This window comes from Chitinophaga sp. S165 (genome assembly GCF_003182155.1).
GTDB lineage: Bacteria > Bacteroidota > Bacteroidia > Chitinophagales > Chitinophagaceae > Chitinophaga.
The window spans coordinates 35,423-51,152 of sequence record NZ_QGTG01000013.1 but is presented as its reverse complement, the minus strand read 5'-3'; the positions used below and the strand labels follow the sequence as shown (position 1 = coordinate 51,152).

Below are 15,730 nucleotides of genomic sequence, written 5' to 3'. Positions count from 1 at the left end.
TAACCTGCTAGATGCCCATGATCTTCCGTAATACCTTGTCTTCACCGTAAATATCCTCATGGAACAACAGACGGCCATCCCTTCCCTCCGCCGTATAGTAGCGCAGGTAGATAGGCACTGAACGTTGCAGATCGATCTGTTTCTTATGGCCATTGGCAAGCCACATGCGTATACTGTCGCGCGGATGGCGGGTATCATTTTTTGTAAGATACATGGACAGGCTATCCCACTGTTGTACCCGCACACAACCGTGGCTAAGCGCGCGGTAGGCATTAGAGAAAAGACCCCTGTTATTGGTATCGTGGAGGTACACGGCATATTTGTTCATAAAGTTGAACTTCATGATGCCCAGCGAGTTTTCGAGACCATCCATCTGGCGGAGTACGTATGGAAAATAGTTTTTACTCATGCGGTTCCAGTTCACGCTGTCGGGATTAACAGCATTTCCGTTACCGTCTATGATCTCCAGATTCTTTTTGTAAAGGTAGGCCCTGTCCTTCTTGATCTGGGGCAGCATTTCCTTAATAGTGATACTGAAAGGCACCCGCCAGTAAGGATACATGACGAAATTGGTCATACGGGAGTTGAGCACAGGTGTACGCGTACGTGGCGCTCCTACTATCACTTTAGAGGTCAGCGCCACCTGACCGCTATCCCACAGCTCCATTCTGTAACCAGGGATGTTCACCATAATAAAGCGTTCGGGAAGGGTATCGGGCAGTTTACGCCAGCGGTCCATATTTACGGCCACCTGCGCACTCCAGTCACGGAACGTCTTATTCAGCGTCTGTATTGTTTTCTTACCGGCCTGACCGTCTTCGTACATGTTGAATTCTTTCTGAAATGCACGGATGCCTCTTTTCAGAATGGAAGTATCTGCAGCATGGCCACCGGAAGTATCCAGGTGACCGCTTTGTACCAGGCGATTGATCAGTTGCTGCCGGTAGGCTGCTGTATCTGAGTATGAAGCGGGTAATGAGTCCCATTTCATCTCACTATATTTCCCTTTAAAATTGATCCAGGCAGTTTTCAGTTGCTGATATCCTCTGTGCTGCGGCTCCTGATCGCGTAAGGTGGCCCCTACTATATGCTGGTGCAGGGCGGCGGTAAGGTAATTCGAAAGCAGGGTATCGGAATAAATCGAGTCCTTGCGCAAGGTAATACTATCCTGCGGAGCAATTCCAAAACGGAGATGAGTGGCCATCTTCATGAAGGCGTCGGTCATCAGCAGGTCAAGCTGTGCCCAGAGTGCGGCGTCTTTCTTCGCTGCATCATCTTCTTTGAGGCGTTTCATGGCCGCTGTCAGTGCCACGCTGTGATAGTCTGCCGGACGCAGCCCGGATTCATCTGCATGCGTCACATACAGGAACAGGGAATCGGCCTGTTGGTCCAGTACTCCTTCGGAAGACCATACGGGGTTGTTATTATTTTGCTGGTAGAAATAAGTTAGTGCCCCACTGTGCAGTGCCGGCACGCTATCCTCCATGACATCTTCATTGTCCACGATGTATTCAAGTCGTTCTGCTATATTTTCCGGAATCACTTCACTTAACTGGCGCACATCTTTGACTATTTCTTTTTCCCGGAGCACCCGCTTTCTATGGCAGGCAAACAATGAAAACAATGCAATAACAATAGTTAAACTGTCCCTTAGAAACCTATACTTCATTGGTGAAAACAATGGGTTAAAGATAGGTATTTGCTATATACTAATTTTAGAAAATATATTGCTGGCCGTTAGGAAGATATTGCAACCGGTGGCAGGAAAAGCCTTTTGCGATCCATTCCTGACTGAGTGTCAACTAAAACAGGACTATACAAGGTTTATACAAGCTTTATCTTACGTTCATCTTACGTTCAAAGACGTAAGATGAACGTAAGATAAAGCTTGTATAAACCTTGTATGAGCCTCGTTTAATCCTGAATTAATACAGTTCCGAATGAATTCCTGAAAGGGTTTGCACAAGAAAGAAAATGTTACCTTATTTCAGGATTAAGAGAAAGGAAAGGGTGTATCTGAACAGATACACCCTCCGGAAGAACAACAATTTACTAATAGATTGGAATAGTTATTTACAACAATTCTTCTTCACAAACAGCGACTGGATAAACCGTAGTACTGTCATCATTGCCTGCTTCATTTTCTTTTTGTTGAAATATTAAAAATATTGTGCTCGAACCGTAATGTAAAGGTATTAAATACATTGCGAGACATGTCACCAAATAATTGTGTACGGTAAGAAAAATCTAACCGGGTAGCACTATTAAAGATGAACTGGATAGCCGGAGCGATGTCCATATACTGGCTACGGCCCGCTGCATCGGTATTTGCCTTGCCCAGGAACTCTACATAGAGGTTCAGATTTGTCTGCTCATAACTGCGATAAGTTCGTGGCAAAAGCAGATAACCGGCAGACAGGCTATAGTTAACTGCATTGGCAGAAAAAGATTCCGGCAGCTTATCCTTCGTGTTGTTCATAAACCTGTTATACCCTGCCGTCACTGAAAGAGCCAGTTTATGCAGCAACTGGGTAGCAACGATACCGCCCGCTACGCCGGAGGCGCCGCCTTCCAGGTCCAGCTCCTCATTGTTGTAAGGCTTATGGCTATGCCCCTCTTCAACAGGTGTAAAAGGATTATTGATAATGGCTCCCTTCACATAGGCGGCCATGCGGAAATGCGAATGCACATCATCCTTAGAAAGGAAACGGTATTTGGCATAAATGCTTCCTCCTTCCGGCTCAATAGACCGCTGCATCTGATTGGATGCCAGCCCCACCACATGTACCATCAGCTTTTTAGAGATCCCCCACATTAATTCCGGTTCTATACGCGTACCGGTGGTACGATCATGTTCCATTTTAAAGAAACGGCTGGTTACCCGGATACCCAGCGAATTGGCAGGCATATTACTGGCAGGTTCTGTAGCTACAAATAACTCCTGCGCACGCAGCAATGCGGGCATGAGGAGGACGATAAAGAATAAGGCTCTTTTCATGTAGAAATGTTACTGGAAATTGCTTCCGGTGAATCAGATAGTGACGTGATAGATACGTGCCGGAGCAGTTTTTCCTTCCATTTTGCAGCAACCTGCCATTGTACCTGTCTGATAACATGGCATAGTCGTTTGTGTGCTGTACTTTTTGAACTGTTTGGCAGATACGAAGTCCCTATCTATCACCGTCAATTGCTGATCGCCTGATAACACCTGCTGTTTGGCATTGACGAAATGGAAGGTAGCACCTGCATATTGAACGTGTGCATCTTTCTCAACTTCCACCTTGTCAAACGAAGCGGTCAGCACCAGTTTACCTACTGAAAAACCGGCGTCTTCCACTTTAGCTTTGATCTCATCGATGTTTACGTTTGCTCCGGGTTTGAAAGTCAGGAGGAACGTAGTGTTGTTCAGGTCTGTATCTATCTTATCAACAAAAGGGAGTGTTTTGAGCGCTTCCAGTGTAGCTCTTGAGCACATGGCGCAGGTTAGGCCGGAGGCATGTAGGGAAGCTTTCTTAATTTGTGCGGAAGCAGTAAAATGCAGGCCGATGGCCAGGAATATAATGGCAAAGAATGATTTCATGATCTGATAATTTCAACTTGATTATAAATGCATGTATAGGTTACGCTTATCTAGTTAAGCGGCTGCTAATATAATAAGTACAATCAGATTAAATAAGTGCAGTATTGTATGTACAGCGGAGTACTCTCAAGGTCGGGAGGACCATGATTATTGAATGTATTGAAATGGGTAACTACTACGGAAGGTACAGGCAAAATGATCACCGGCAGACTAAGCGCCTTGACGGATGGCTCAATGTTCTGCTGCACTTTGGCGACTTCGTGGGAGGATACGTCTACCTTGCAGTATTTGTATTCATCTTTACAGCACTTTCCTTTTTTACCAGGTTTGCTGCACATGTTACAAATATCATCTGCCTGAGATTTAAAGGTCACCGATGCCAGCTTACCCATACAGTAATGCGCACTCACCGTGAAGCCACTGGTGAGCGTGATATACAGGAAAGCTAGTAATATGGTTATAAATCTCTTCATGTTGATGGATGCAAAGATAGGCAAATTACTGCCAGATTTGCTTACATCCCTGCGTTCTCTTCGATTTTATCTGCCAAGCCCAGTAATAATGACATGCTTGCCACTTTAGTAGCTTCGGCCCTGATATGACCATCCATATCATGCTCAAAGACAACGTCCTGTCCGTTTACTTTGACCAGAAAGCGCGGAGAATGACCGTTCAAAGGTTTCACCATATACCTGTCTTCGTTATAAACTACTGTAAAGGCCCTCATGTTAAAATGCTTTATACAAACTTAAACAAACCGCACGCCAGAAGGTTGCAGTCTGCCAAGTTCCTATCCGTTCTGACAGTAGTAAAACGGTTTACTTGACATGAATATAATCCTTTGATTTAAAGAAGTTTACAGAAGTAGTTAATGCGCGTTTTTGCTGCTTGTTAACGAATTGTTAGTTAATGAACCACCAGCGGATACCCAGTCTGAACGTGAAGTTATTGTACGGGTATGCTGGTCCGGCGAAGTTATTTGTAGCGAAAAATGTATTCAGATTTTCTCCTCTGATAAATGCAGATAAAGACTTGATCCTGAAGTGTACAAATGCTGCCAGATCGGGTGCATAATACTTGATCCGCTGTGTAGTCTGATACACAAATTGACCAGTTACCGGTGAATAATCGTCTGCATAGTAAGAGGTATTGTATTTAGCTTCAATACCCAACATCAGGTTCAGGTTATTAAACAGTCTGTTTTCATATGCAAATCTATGACGGGTCCAGATGGTCGGCACATTTATCCTGCCATCACCATGCACCTGCTGAAATGCGAAGTCAGCGTACCAGTTATAATGTTTGTACTTAAAATGCTTGCTGAATATGACTTGCAGCAGGTTAAACAATGCCGGCGCCTGTACGCTGGTATAGTAATTTTCGAAGTAAGTATAGTTTTCGATCAGGAAGTAGTTGACTGCCAGATTGTACTTTAACTTCTTATTATCGGCAGAGAACTGCAGCTGTGTAATGTTTTCTTTTCCAAGTGAACTGTTGTACCAACTGTCATAGCTACTGCTGAAATATTTGTAGACATATGACGGCTCACGATTGGTATTACTGAAGAAGAGATGCACATTTCCCAGTGTTTCATTCAGATAACGGCTCAGCATACCCGTTACATTATAATCCCCTGCATTTTGCCCGGCCAGGTATAGTTCACCTTTAGCAGAGAGGTCCCATTTCTGGTTACGGGTTTTATTCCGGTATTCGCCATGTACTGCAATGTTGCTGAAGTTTACAGTGGCATCGAGGAATGTGCCCCTGATACTTTCATATCTGGCTCCTGCACTGAGAAAATGCGCCTGGTTCCCACGTACGGGGAACTGTATCAGCGAGAGATCATTGGAGATAGTACGCCAGTCGTGCTGCGCTCTGACCGTATCACCGTCAAAGCCCCAGTTATACTTTCTTGTATAAAAGAGAGTATCTGGCTGTCCGTCAAGATAAGAGGCGCTGCTGTTATCTACCTTAAAACTATATTGTACACGGAAGAAGGGATCAAATTTGTAATAGTCCGTAGTATCGTTTACGTGGATCGTATCTCCTTTACCCCAGTCATATTGTTGTACCAGCAGGATGCCAGACTGTCTGTTCGCTGTTTTAACCGGGATGGATGAACTGAAAAGCCCTGTAGTAGCGGCAGAATAGTTACCCAGATTTACATCGATGGTCTTACGGTTGCTGTACCGGGGGTTATCCAGCACGCTATCCGCTACGCGAAGGCCACCATTCTCACCATTGTTAAATTTATTATAAAAGTAACTGAGATATGCATTGTACCGTTTGTTCTTACTGTTGAAACGGCCGGTAATACGGTATACGTCATGATTGGTAGACTGCGAGCGGAAATAGCCGGGGGCGTAGATCTTATTGTATTCAAAACCAAAGTTGAAACGGTCTGTCCTGTTTTGTGTATGCAATACGCCAATCTGCTGTTCCTGCTGGCTACCGATCATATATTGCAGTTCTGAATAAGGACGGTTGGTAGTATAAATACGGGCATTCTCATGAGTGAATGCATAAGGATCAAAAGTATGGAAGCCGGCATCGAAACCTGGCTTCATGAAAGGCGTAAACATCACATTACGGGCAGGAGCGCCGTTATTTCCGAGGAAAACATAATTAGCCGGAATACGGAGGAATGTGCCGTTAAAATCAGCGATGGAGGAGTCCAGCCTGAAATCGGTCGGTTCCCCTAACCGGCGGTAGGTAATAGTGATCGTATCCAGGTCATGCTTGTGGCTACCGGTGTCCCTTTGCGCAGTGGAGGAGCCACCGCCGCCCATATTGCCGAAACGTTGGCCTATCTGTGCCTGCAGTTGCTGTGCACCTACCAGCAAACAACATATTAAAATAAATGACCTCATCCTTTGATATATTTCCTGCTTCTTTCTTCTTTTTGACTTAGATTACTTTGATCAGTTCCCTGAAAATAAGCGTTAATTTCGGTTCAGCCGCATTTGCTGCTTCCAGCACTTCTTCGTGCGTGATCACATTTTCATCTTCCCGGATACCGATATCAGTAATAACACTCATTGCGAAAACTTTCAATCCGCTGTGAATTGCTACTATCACTTCGGGTACGGTGCTCATACCTACGGCATCTCCGCCGATGATATGCATATACATATATTCCGCCCTGGTTTCAAAGGTCGGCCCCTGCACGCCTACATATACCCCTGTATGAACAGGGATGTTGTTAGCCTGTGCAATATCTTTCGCTTTGGCAATCAATGCTTTTGAATATGGCTCGCTCATATCAGGGAAGCGTGGGCCCAGAGTAATATTGTTAGGTCCGCGCAGCGGATGTTCCGGTTGCAGGTTAATATGATCACGGATGATCATCAGGTCGCCCACATTAAATGCCTTATTCATTCCGCCGGCAGCATTGGAAACCAGCAATGTATGAACGCCAAGCGCTTTCATAACCCTTACCGGAAAGGTCACCTGTTGCATAGACAGTCCTTCATAATAGTGAAATCTGCCTGCCATAGCTATTACAGGACGGCCGTTCATTTTTCCTAAGATCAGACGGCCCTTATGACCTTCTACGGAAGAAGAAGGAAAATGGGGGATCTGTTCGTAAGGAATTTCCTTGCTGTCAGTGATATCGCCGGCCAGGTTGCCTAATCCGCTGCCCAGTATAATGCCCACTTCAGGCGTCCCGGACCATGATTTTCTGATATAGTCCGCGGCAGCAGCTATTTGTTGTAAGAGATCACTCATTATATAATGTCTTTAAAACAGGTTGCCGCAAAGTTATTTTTAATTCACAAAACACTACTGTTTTATATTTAAATCATAATGACCTATTTTAGCGGCAAATTTTTATCAGATGAACTTACATGAATACCAGGCTAAAGAACTGTTGAAGAAATATAACGTACCGGTACAGGAAGGGATTCCGGTAGATACCCCTGAAGCGGCGGCAGAAGCTTACAAGCAATTAAAAGTGCAATATGGTAATGAGTTTGCTGTTGTGAAGGCGCAGATCCATGCCGGTGGACGTGGTAAAGGTACCATTCGTGGTAAAGAGCAGAGAGGTGTTGCAGTTGGAAAGAACGCCGAAGATGTAAAAACAATTGCCGGTAACATCCTGGGTGGTGTTCTGGTAACTATCCAGACCGGTGAGGCTGGCAAATTAGTGAACAAGGTACTGGTAGCACAGGATGTGTACTACCCTGGTCCTAACCCCATAAAAGAATTATACCTGTCCATCCTGTTAGACCGTGCAAATGGTCAGAACGTGATCATGTACTCTACAGAGGGTGGTATGGACATCGAAGAAGTAGCGCATAAAACTCCTGAGAAGATCTTCAAAGAGCTGGTACAGCCGAACACTACCCTCCAGCCGTTCCAGGCAAGGAAAATAGCGTTCAACTTCGGTCTGAGCGGTGAAGCCTTCAAAAACATGGTGAAATTCGTGACCAATCTGTACAATGCGTACGTAGGTCTGGATGCTGCTATGCTGGAAATCAACCCATTGTTCAAAACCAGCGACGAAAAGATCATTGCCGTTGACTGTAAACTGAACCTGGATGACAATGCGCTGATGCGTCATGCTGATCTGGAAGCACTCCGTGATATTTCCGAAGAAGATCCAACTGAAGTAGAAGCAGGTAAATTCAACCTGAACTACGTAAAACTTGATGGTAACGTAGGTTGTATGGTAAACGGCGCCGGTCTGGCAATGGCTACCATGGATATGATCAAACTGAGCGGTGGTGAGCCTGCTAACTTCCTGGACGTAGGAGGTACTGCAAATGCACAGACCGTAGAAGCAGGTTTCCGCATCATCCTGAAAGATCCTAAAGTTAAAGCGATCCTGATCAACATCTTCGGTGGTATCGTACGTTGCGACCGTGTTGCACAGGGTGTGATCGACGCTTACAAATCTATCGGTAACATCTCCGTTCCGATCATTGTACGCTTGCAGGGTACTAACGCTGAAGAAGCAAAGAAACTGATCGAAGAAAGCGGCCTGACCGTACAATCAGCTATCCTGCTCAGCGAAGCTGCTGCACTGGTAAATAAAGCGGTAACCGCTTAATAACTATAAGTAGTGATTGACTAGAAAATAGAAAAATGAATCCCTGGACGTTGTCCGGGGATTCGTTTTTTATTCTACTCCTGTTGTTATTCCAATATCTGCTCCGCTTCCCCTTCCATCTTTCCATCACATTTTTTCTGCATTTGGTCACTTAATAGGTTCGTAACCAACGAAAAGTCGTACCTTCATTATCCATCCTTACTATTATACCTGCGTCCTGCGGGTGACATTTTATTATATCCATCAAATTGTACAATTACCATGAAGCGCTTCCGCGACTTTTTCCTCTTCTGTTCAGGGGTACATGTGCCTATGCTGACCCGGGCACCATCAGAGACCAACAAATATGGCGGTATTGGTGCTACTATCTTCTTTACCGGTTTACTGGCGGCCTTCTCGGGAGGATATGCCCTGTGGACGGTATTCAGTTCCCCGTGGGGAGCCATTATCTTCGGGCTTGTCTGGGGACTGATGATCTTTAACCTGGACCGGTACATCGTATCGGGCATGAAAAAACGTAAGAATTTCTGGAACGAGTTCGGGATGGCGGTACCCAGGCTGGCATTGGCCGTGCTCATTGCTATTGTAATTTCCAAACCGCTGGAACTGAAAGTGTTCGAGAAAGAGATCAACCAGGAATTGATCGTTATGGAGCAGCAGGTATTCAAAACACAGGAAGACAGGGTAAAGGACCGCTTCAAGCAACGTACCGATGTTCTGAATTCGGAGATCTCACTATTAAATGCTGCTACCCAGGCCCAGGCGGCCAAGCTTGACACGCTGCAGATCATCGCGCAGCAGGAAGCAGACGGTACCGGCGGATCGCGCCGGCAAAACCTGGGACCGATCTACAAGGCTAAAAAGGCTGATGCCGATACCGCAGCAGCTATGCTAAAAAGGATCTCGGAACAAAATGGAGCGCTAATAGCTCAGAAGAGACAGGAGCTATCGTCTATTGACTCCACCCAGAAGGCGACGGTAGGCGGACTTAACCGGACGAGTATTGATGGACTGGCATCCAGGCTGGATGCACTGGGACACCTCACAGAACGCAGTGTACCGGTGCGCTGGGCCAACTGGTTCATCATACTGCTGTTCATTACCATAGAAACGGCGCCTGTGTTCGTAAAACTGATCTCTTCCCGCGGACCATATGACGATCTGCTGGAGGCCCATGAACATGCCTATATTATCTTCCGGAAGGAAACGATAGAAAAGAGAGAAAGGGAATATAATAAGCGGATGATGATAGGGCAACCGGCCGTTAACTCCTGATATACATGCTTCATATACGACGCATACACGGGACATATACGACGCATCCCTGGACTTAAAGCCGGACATGCTGCCGGTAAATATGAAACTTCTGAAAGACTTATAGCTGTGAGACGGGACTCGTTGAACGGCTATAAGTCCTTATGCAGCAACGAGTTCCACTTCGTAAACGGGACTAAACAGATACATCCGCTTTGTTGCTATTTCTTCACATCTGTAACGCTTGCGTATACGTTCTCCTCTGCGGAAGATCCGCCCGTCTTTTGTCCGGAATAATTGATTGGGAGAAAGCTGTTCTACCAGAAAGTGATTTTCCTTTTGCAGGTCATAGCGTTTCAGTACACGCATAAGATCATCGTCAGCACAGGAGCTGGCTGCGGGATTCTGAATACTTTGCCGTAAGGCCATTTCCACATCATGGGGAAGATAACCTTTGCCAACGAACTGTTTCAGTATGTTGGAAAAATGCTGCTTCCATTCCTTGCCATGCGAGGCTACCGTATTGGCGTACTGCATGTAGGTGGTGAGGTGTGATATTTCGTGCAAAAGTGTGATCAGGAAAGCATACCTGTTAAGGTTGCCATTGATGCTGATACGGTGTCCTCCCCTACGGTCAGGATGCCGGTAGTCCCCCAGTATGCTTTGCCGTTCACGAGTCACGGTTAAGTGCACCTTAAATTCCGTGAGGTAGGCCATTACCTGCTCGAAGGTTCCTTCGGGCAGGTATGCAGCTAATGCATTTAGAGGAGCCTCCTGCTTCACGGATCTTTAATTTTTCTTTCTGGTAATTTTTTGCAGACTTATGTTCTCACATACCGCGTATACGATGTAGAAGAACATCAGTATAAAAATAGTAATTCTGCTGGTATGTGCCCTGTTTGCTACGGCATATATGGTAATGCCGGCCAGGCATAACATCATTCTGCTGATCATGGAGCCATACACCCTTAGCATAAACATGCTGTTGTTTTCGGATTGTACCCCTTTACGGCTCATATTGTAGGTGATGCCGGAGATTGTAGCTAAAGCCAGGTTGCCGAAGAGCAATACATTATGATGTGCTCCATTGTCCAACAACCAGGCTTTTAATAATAATAACGCGCCATTCAATATTATGAAAAGGCCAATGACTCTAAAGTAGAACCTGTCACTCATTCCTGCTGGTATCTTTGATAATTTGGCGCAAAATTAAGACTAAAGCTAATAAAGACAAAATGATCAGAAAGAAAGGGAACGACCATCCTGTCCGCTGGTCTATTTTGTAACCAGCAAATACCGCGATACCTAATGTGGCCATCATCTGGAATGCCAGCCCGGTGTACTTTAAAAGCAGTTTGTTATCAGGCTTCTTCCGTGGCTTCTTCTGTGACAACGGATCTTCCATTCTTTTCTTTCAGGTTTGCGTTTGCAGCTGCCACCTCTTCAGGTTCCATGTAGCAACGACCATTGAATTTTGCGGTTGGCTCCATTTCGAAATGAGCTGTATACAGATCTCCTTTTACCAGGGCGTTGCCTTTCAGGAAAAGCAGATCTTCTACTTTTACAATACCAGTTACTTTTCCCAGGATGTCAGCGCTCTGACATACGAGGTCACCGATAATCTCCCCTTCAGGACCTACTACAATTTTAGCTTTTGTTGATACCAGGCCATTCACCTGTCCGTCTATGCGAATATCACCCTCGCACACGATATCTCCCTGGATGGAGGTTCCACTGCCAATAATGTTCACGTTAGAAGTAGGCATTACTGATTTGCTTTCGCTTCTGGCATTACGATTGTTGTTGCTAAACATAGGATTCTAGGTTTTTCAGCTTTTTGTGTGATGTAAGATAGTATTATTTATTAACATATTATTACATATTGACAATCACTTCCTTTAAGAAGTTTTCCACATTACCCCCTTAACGGCGCTGCGGCCACTTTGCGTATGTTTCCTGACAATATATTTTTCAATCTCAATAAATTGAGTGTCCCGACCCGATATTAATAAGTGCTGTTATCTACTTTAGGGACCTTGATCATGGTAGTATCAAGTTTACTGGAAGAAAAGTCCCCGTTTATTACCTGTTTGATATTGTCCAGGTATTTGTCGCGTGCGTTGATAGCCGATTCCAGGGAATCGGTGCGCATTTTCAGGCGGATGAACTCCCTTCGCTGTTTCAGGTCGCCATATCCGGGAATATAGTACCTCAAAGGGGTGAACACTACTGTGGCGACGGTGATCGTCACCAGCAGCACAAATAAAGTGCTCAAAGCAATGTACACGCTCATACGTGATAATTTGAACGAGGTAACCTCTTCATAGGTATTGTCATTCATAATTACCAGGCGGTACCTGTTCCCTATCCGCCCCACATTTCTGCCTTTTCTATCACGCTTATTAGCCATAGCCGCTATAAAACTTGAATAATTTTTCTGATTATCAACCGGCTAAAGTTAAACATTTATATTATTTCGTATTTAAAAAATTGGGCTGGACTGCTTTTTATTCCGTCGGCCCACTTATCCCCCTCAAAAAAATTATCCTATCTTTAAAAAATAATTTCCTGACATATAAGTTATATAGGTAAGCCTATACACCCTGGCATCCATGAATTATTACAGATCAGTTCGCACATATCTACCATATACCTGTTTAGTAAGTTTGTTTTTGTGCTGTTTGAGTATTAACAGGGTCCACGCCCAGCGAAGGGATACCACGGTTACTAATCAGTCCAAGAATAGCAATAGCAGGATGTCTCAGCGCACCATGCAGAAACCTCTTGTACCAAAAGTAGCGCAACCAAAGGTAGAAGACCGCCGCCCACCATCGGAAATGCTTGCAGAAAAAAGGTGGACCATAAAACGTAAGCTGGTACAGAACATGCTGGCCAGGTATAACTATTTGTTTAATGCCAGGAAGAAATTACGTCTCATTACCCACAATGTAAGCCGCCAGGGCCAGGATAATTATAATTACCTGCTCCCCTTCTATCCTTACAGTCTTCAGAACCTTGGCCTTAGTGCCGGCGACCTGGATACGGTCATAGAAAAAGCTTCCATCAACATACAGATCCGTGACCCGCGCAGTAAATGGATTGATGACAGCTATCTTGTGATAGGTCAGGCTTACTTTTATCAGGGTGAGTGGGACAAGGCCAGCAGGACGTTCCAGTTCATTAATACCAAATTCGCCCCCAAGAAGAAATCGGATAATAAAGCGATAGTCGGTTCCAGTGCCAAAGATCAGATCAGCATTGCCTCCCGTGAAAAACGCAAACCGCCGTTCGGGTATTTTAAACACACTTATGCCCGCAACGACGCCTTTGTATGGCAGGCCAAAACCTTCCTGGAAATGAAGGAGTTCGATCAGGCCCGTTCCCTGATGAACATCGTTGAGCAGGACCCCTACTTTCCTAAAAGACTTGCCGGCGACCTGGCTGAAGTAAGGGCCTACGCCCTTTATAAACAGGAACGTTTCGCTGAAGTGATCACTCCCCTCCAGGCAGCTGTTAAAAGTAAGCGTAACCGCGACGAGCGGGCGCGCATGTTCTACATATTGGGACAGCTTTATACCAATTACAGTCGCCCGGACTCCGCTGTAATGATGTTCCACAAAGTGATCAAGCAGAAGCCCGACCCAATGATGGACTTCCAGGCGCGTATGCAGATCGCTAAACTGGACGCCACAAGGGAAGGCGGTTCTTTAGATGAAAGCCTGGCCCGTCTTAAAAGGATGGCCCGCCGGGAGAAATATATTGAGTTCCGTGACGCCATTTATTATAACATGGCTAACATCGTTTTGCCTAAAGATCCTGATCTGGCCCTGGAATACCTGCGTCAGTCACTGAAGGTGGAAAGCTCCAACACGATGCAGAAAGCCTTGTCTTTCAAAGCGGTAGCCGATATTTATTATGGTCAGCGTCAGTACCGCCTGGCCAGGAACTTCTATGACAGTACAGCTACTGTTATGCCGCCTGAATTCACAGATTCCGCCATCGTCAATAAACGCAAACGGGTACTGAACGATGTGGTTATCCGGGTAGAGGCTATCCAGAAGGAAGATAGCTTACAACGTATTGCTGCCATGCCGGAATCGGACAGGATGATCTTCCTTGAAAAAATGGCCGCGACCATGCGTAAGAAGGCGGAAGAACAAGCGAAAAAAGATAAGGAAGCCGCTGAAAATGGAATGGATCAACAGTCCATGGCCAATAACAATCCACTTATTAATAATATGAACAACAGCCCTGCCGCTCCTAAAAAGGATGATCAGGGTGATTGGTATTTCTATAATAACGCCAGCAAATCTGCCGGCTTCTCAGAATTTAAAAAGCGCTGGGGCAACAGGCCATTGGCCGATAACTGGCGTAGGAGCCAGTCCGGAGCTGCTGCCGCTAACCAGCCTTTACAACCGGAAGACGCAAATGGGAATCCTATCGGTGCTAACGACCCTTCCAAGATCCCGTCAGACAGTGCTACGGCCAAAAAACTGGCTGCAGGCCTGCCACTTACGCCCGATGATCTCCTGAAATCAAATGTGATCGTTGAAGACGCCTACTACGACCTGGGTAAACTTTATAATGACCAGCTGGATAATACCGAGCTGGCCATCGAAACATACGATACCCTGCTGAACAGATATCCGCAACATCCGCACAAAACCGAGGTGGTGTATTCCCTGTATATCTGGCATACCAAACTGGGACATACTGCATTGGCTAACAAATACAAACAAGCAGTGACCCAGTTCGGAGATTCTAAGTTCGCCAGCATCATCAAGTACGGCGCCCTGCAGGATATTAACCAGGAAAAGAAAAAAGAGATCTCTACAGCATATGATTCCGTTTATGTAAACTATAGCAAAGGGAACCTTGAGGGAGCTATGGCACTTAAGAAAGCGGCTGACTCCACCTATGGGCTCAACTTTATGCAGCCCAAGTTTGACCTCCTGGAAGCCATGATCATCATGAAAATGGATACGTGCGAGTATGGACGTCAGGCAGTTGTAAATGTGATCAACAAGTATAAACAGGACGATGGAGTGCAGGAGAAAGCAAAATCATTGCTGGAAGCACTGGACAACCGGGCTGCACTGGTTGTGTATCTCTCGAGACTGGAAATTGATAAAAACCGGGATAACAATGGTCCCGTGGACGAAAATATCTCTATCCGCTATCCATGGCAGAATCCTGAACCCAACTTCGGGAAACTGGATTCTGTGAAGATCAAAACTGCCATCGCTGATTCTATCAAACTGGCAGCTAATGCAGCATTAAAAGTAGCACCGCTGCCGCCGCCAATAAAACCTATCACTATCTATAAGCTGAATGCCGAAAATCCTCATTTTGTTGTGCTTTCCTTCCAGCGTGTATCTAAAGCCATTATGGACGAAGCGTTGACACAGTTTACCAGGTATAATGCTGATAAACATAAAGGCGAGGGCATTCAGGTAGCCAATTTTGTGCTGTCGCAACAGGAAGTCATGCTGATTTTCAGGCTTTTCTCTAATGAAGATAAGGCATTGGACTATTTTGACGAGATCAGGATAGATGCGGAGAAGATCATTCCGCGTATCCGTCCGTCGGACTACACAATGTTCATTATTTCGAGGGATAACTTCATTCAGATGAACAGTACCAAAGACATTGAAGGGTACCGGAAATTCTTCAACGACAACTACGTTACACAGTAACTGGCAATAAGATAGAAACACATATTAATTCATTAATGTACATAAGTCAGTCTTTTAACAATATTTGGGGGACATCAACCCGTTTTTTTTAATAGTTTTGCCCGCTATTACGTGCGTTGCGTAATAAGGCCCGTAAATTGCTATAAC

General features: G+C 45.3%; 15 protein-coding genes. 3 read left to right on the top strand and 12 right to left on the bottom strand.

The window, feature by feature from the left end; all coding sequences use genetic code 11:
- Nucleotides 1-7: 7 nt before the first annotated feature.
- The 7 genes from C7475_RS30410 to C7475_RS30380 form a co-directional block, all read right to left on the bottom strand.
- Nucleotides 8-1,669 carry a murein L,D-transpeptidase gene (locus C7475_RS30410; RefSeq protein WP_110057211.1) on the bottom strand — a complete coding sequence of 554 codons (1,662 nt, stop codon included), beginning with the start codon at nucleotides 1,667-1,669 and terminating at the stop codon, nucleotides 8-10.
- 468 nt (nucleotides 1,670-2,137) lie between these two features.
- Nucleotides 2,138-2,998, bottom strand: a complete 861-nt coding sequence (locus C7475_RS30405; protein ID WP_110057210.1) for a hypothetical protein — start codon at nucleotides 2,996-2,998, stop codon at nucleotides 2,138-2,140.
- Between the two features lie 33 nt (nucleotides 2,999-3,031).
- Entirely contained in the window at nucleotides 3,032-3,580 is a 549-nt protein-coding gene (locus C7475_RS30400) for a heavy-metal-associated domain-containing protein (RefSeq protein WP_110057209.1), read from the bottom strand.
- An 83-nt stretch (nucleotides 3,581-3,663) separates the two neighbouring features.
- On the bottom strand, nucleotides 3,664-4,053 hold the full coding sequence (locus C7475_RS32855; RefSeq protein WP_146217711.1) for a hypothetical protein: 390 nt from the start codon (nucleotides 4,051-4,053) through the stop codon (nucleotides 3,664-3,666).
- A 41-nt stretch (nucleotides 4,054-4,094) separates the two neighbouring features.
- A complete protein-coding gene (locus C7475_RS30390) occupies nucleotides 4,095-4,307 on the bottom strand; it encodes a hypothetical protein (RefSeq protein WP_110057207.1) in 213 nt (70 codons plus the stop codon).
- 175 nt (nucleotides 4,308-4,482) lie between these two features.
- Complete coding sequence (locus C7475_RS30385) at nucleotides 4,483-6,450, bottom strand: putative porin (protein ID WP_110057206.1); 1,968 nt, start codon at nucleotides 6,448-6,450, stop codon at nucleotides 4,483-4,485.
- Between the two features lie 37 nt (nucleotides 6,451-6,487).
- A complete protein-coding gene (locus tag C7475_RS30380; protein ID WP_110057205.1) occupies nucleotides 6,488-7,309 on the bottom strand; it encodes a purine-nucleoside phosphorylase in 822 nt (273 codons plus the stop codon).
- 109 nt (nucleotides 7,310-7,418) lie between these two features.
- Between C7475_RS30380 and sucC the strand changes: the two genes are divergently transcribed.
- Both sucC and C7475_RS30370 read left to right on the top strand, forming a co-directional pair.
- On the top strand, nucleotides 7,419-8,633 hold the full coding sequence (gene sucC, locus C7475_RS30375; RefSeq protein ID WP_110057204.1) for an ADP-forming succinate--CoA ligase subunit beta: 1,215 nt from the start codon (nucleotides 7,419-7,421) through the stop codon (nucleotides 8,631-8,633).
- Nucleotides 8,634-8,894: 261 nt separating this feature from the next.
- Complete coding sequence (locus tag C7475_RS30370; protein ID WP_110057203.1) at nucleotides 8,895-9,908, top strand: DUF4407 domain-containing protein; 1,014 nt, start codon at nucleotides 8,895-8,897, stop codon at nucleotides 9,906-9,908.
- Nucleotides 9,909-10,049: 141 nt separating this feature from the next.
- On the opposite strand, the gene C7475_RS30365 is transcribed toward C7475_RS30370, so the two are convergent.
- The 5 genes from C7475_RS30365 to C7475_RS30345 form a co-directional block, all read right to left on the bottom strand.
- Complete coding sequence (locus C7475_RS30365) at nucleotides 10,050-10,670, bottom strand: SprT-like domain-containing protein (protein WP_110057202.1); 621 nt, start codon at nucleotides 10,668-10,670, stop codon at nucleotides 10,050-10,052.
- Between the two features lie 6 nt (nucleotides 10,671-10,676).
- Nucleotides 10,677-11,063, bottom strand: a complete 387-nt coding sequence (locus tag C7475_RS30360; protein WP_110057201.1) for a hypothetical protein — start codon at nucleotides 11,061-11,063, stop codon at nucleotides 10,677-10,679.
- Entirely contained in the window at nucleotides 11,056-11,292 is a 237-nt protein-coding gene (locus tag C7475_RS33605) for an AtpZ/AtpI family protein (protein ID WP_110057200.1), read from the bottom strand. Before C7475_RS33605 ends, C7475_RS30360 begins: the two co-directional genes overlap by 8 nt.
- Entirely contained in the window at nucleotides 11,249-11,701 is a 453-nt protein-coding gene (locus C7475_RS30350) for a polymer-forming cytoskeletal protein (RefSeq protein ID WP_110057199.1), read from the bottom strand. The genes C7475_RS33605 and C7475_RS30350 overlap by 44 nt, the downstream gene beginning before the upstream one ends.
- Nucleotides 11,702-11,892: 191 nt before the next feature.
- The gene (locus tag C7475_RS30345; protein WP_110057198.1) at nucleotides 11,893-12,297 is read right to left on the bottom strand and encodes a hypothetical protein; all 405 of its coding nucleotides are present in this window, start codon (nucleotides 12,295-12,297) and stop codon (nucleotides 11,893-11,895) included.
- Nucleotides 12,298-12,643: 346 nt separating this feature from the next.
- Between C7475_RS30345 and C7475_RS30340 the strand changes: the two genes are divergently transcribed.
- Nucleotides 12,644-15,583: a tetratricopeptide repeat protein gene (locus C7475_RS30340; protein WP_158286657.1), complete on the top strand. Its 2,940-nt coding sequence runs from the start codon at nucleotides 12,644-12,646 to the stop codon at nucleotides 15,581-15,583.
- Nucleotides 15,584-15,730 lie beyond the last annotated feature (147 nt).

What these genes read in the sequence shown, in the direction of transcription:
- C7475_RS30380 (WP_110057205.1), bottom strand. Translation starts at nt 7,309, where the DNA reads ATGAGTGATCTCTTACAACAAATAGCTGCTGCCGCGGACTATATCAGA.
- C7475_RS30400 (WP_110057209.1), bottom strand. Translation starts at nt 3,580, where the DNA reads ATGAAATCATTCTTTGCCATTATATTCCTGGCCATCGGCCTGCATTTT.
- C7475_RS30350 (WP_110057199.1), bottom strand. Translation starts at nt 11,701, where the DNA reads ATGTTTAGCAACAACAATCGTAATGCCAGAAGCGAAAGCAAATCAGTA.
- C7475_RS30390 (WP_110057207.1), bottom strand. Translation starts at nt 4,307, where the DNA reads ATGAGGGCCTTTACAGTAGTTTATAACGAAGACAGGTATATGGTGAAA.
- C7475_RS30410 (WP_110057211.1), bottom strand. Translation starts at nt 1,669, where the DNA reads ATGAAGTATAGGTTTCTAAGGGACAGTTTAACTATTGTTATTGCATTG.
- C7475_RS30370 (WP_110057203.1), top strand. Translation starts at nt 8,895, where the DNA reads ATGAAGCGCTTCCGCGACTTTTTCCTCTTCTGTTCAGGGGTACATGTG.
- C7475_RS30340 (WP_158286657.1), top strand. Translation starts at nt 12,644, where the DNA reads ATGTCTCAGCGCACCATGCAGAAACCTCTTGTACCAAAAGTAGCGCAA.
- C7475_RS33605 (WP_110057200.1), bottom strand. Translation starts at nt 11,292, where the DNA reads ATGGAAGATCCGTTGTCACAGAAGAAGCCACGGAAGAAGCCTGATAAC.
- C7475_RS30345 (WP_110057198.1), bottom strand. Translation starts at nt 12,297, where the DNA reads ATGGCTAATAAGCGTGATAGAAAAGGCAGAAATGTGGGGCGGATAGGG.
- C7475_RS30360 (WP_110057201.1), bottom strand. Translation starts at nt 11,063, where the DNA reads ATGAGTGACAGGTTCTACTTTAGAGTCATTGGCCTTTTCATAATATTG.
- C7475_RS30405 (WP_110057210.1), bottom strand. Translation starts at nt 2,998, where the DNA reads ATGAAAAGAGCCTTATTCTTTATCGTCCTCCTCATGCCCGCATTGCTG.
- C7475_RS32855 (WP_146217711.1), bottom strand. Translation starts at nt 4,053, where the DNA reads ATGAAGAGATTTATAACCATATTACTAGCTTTCCTGTATATCACGCTC.
- C7475_RS30385 (WP_110057206.1), bottom strand. Translation starts at nt 6,450, where the DNA reads ATGAGGTCATTTATTTTAATATGTTGTTTGCTGGTAGGTGCACAGCAA.
- sucC (WP_110057204.1), top strand. Translation starts at nt 7,419, where the DNA reads ATGAACTTACATGAATACCAGGCTAAAGAACTGTTGAAGAAATATAAC.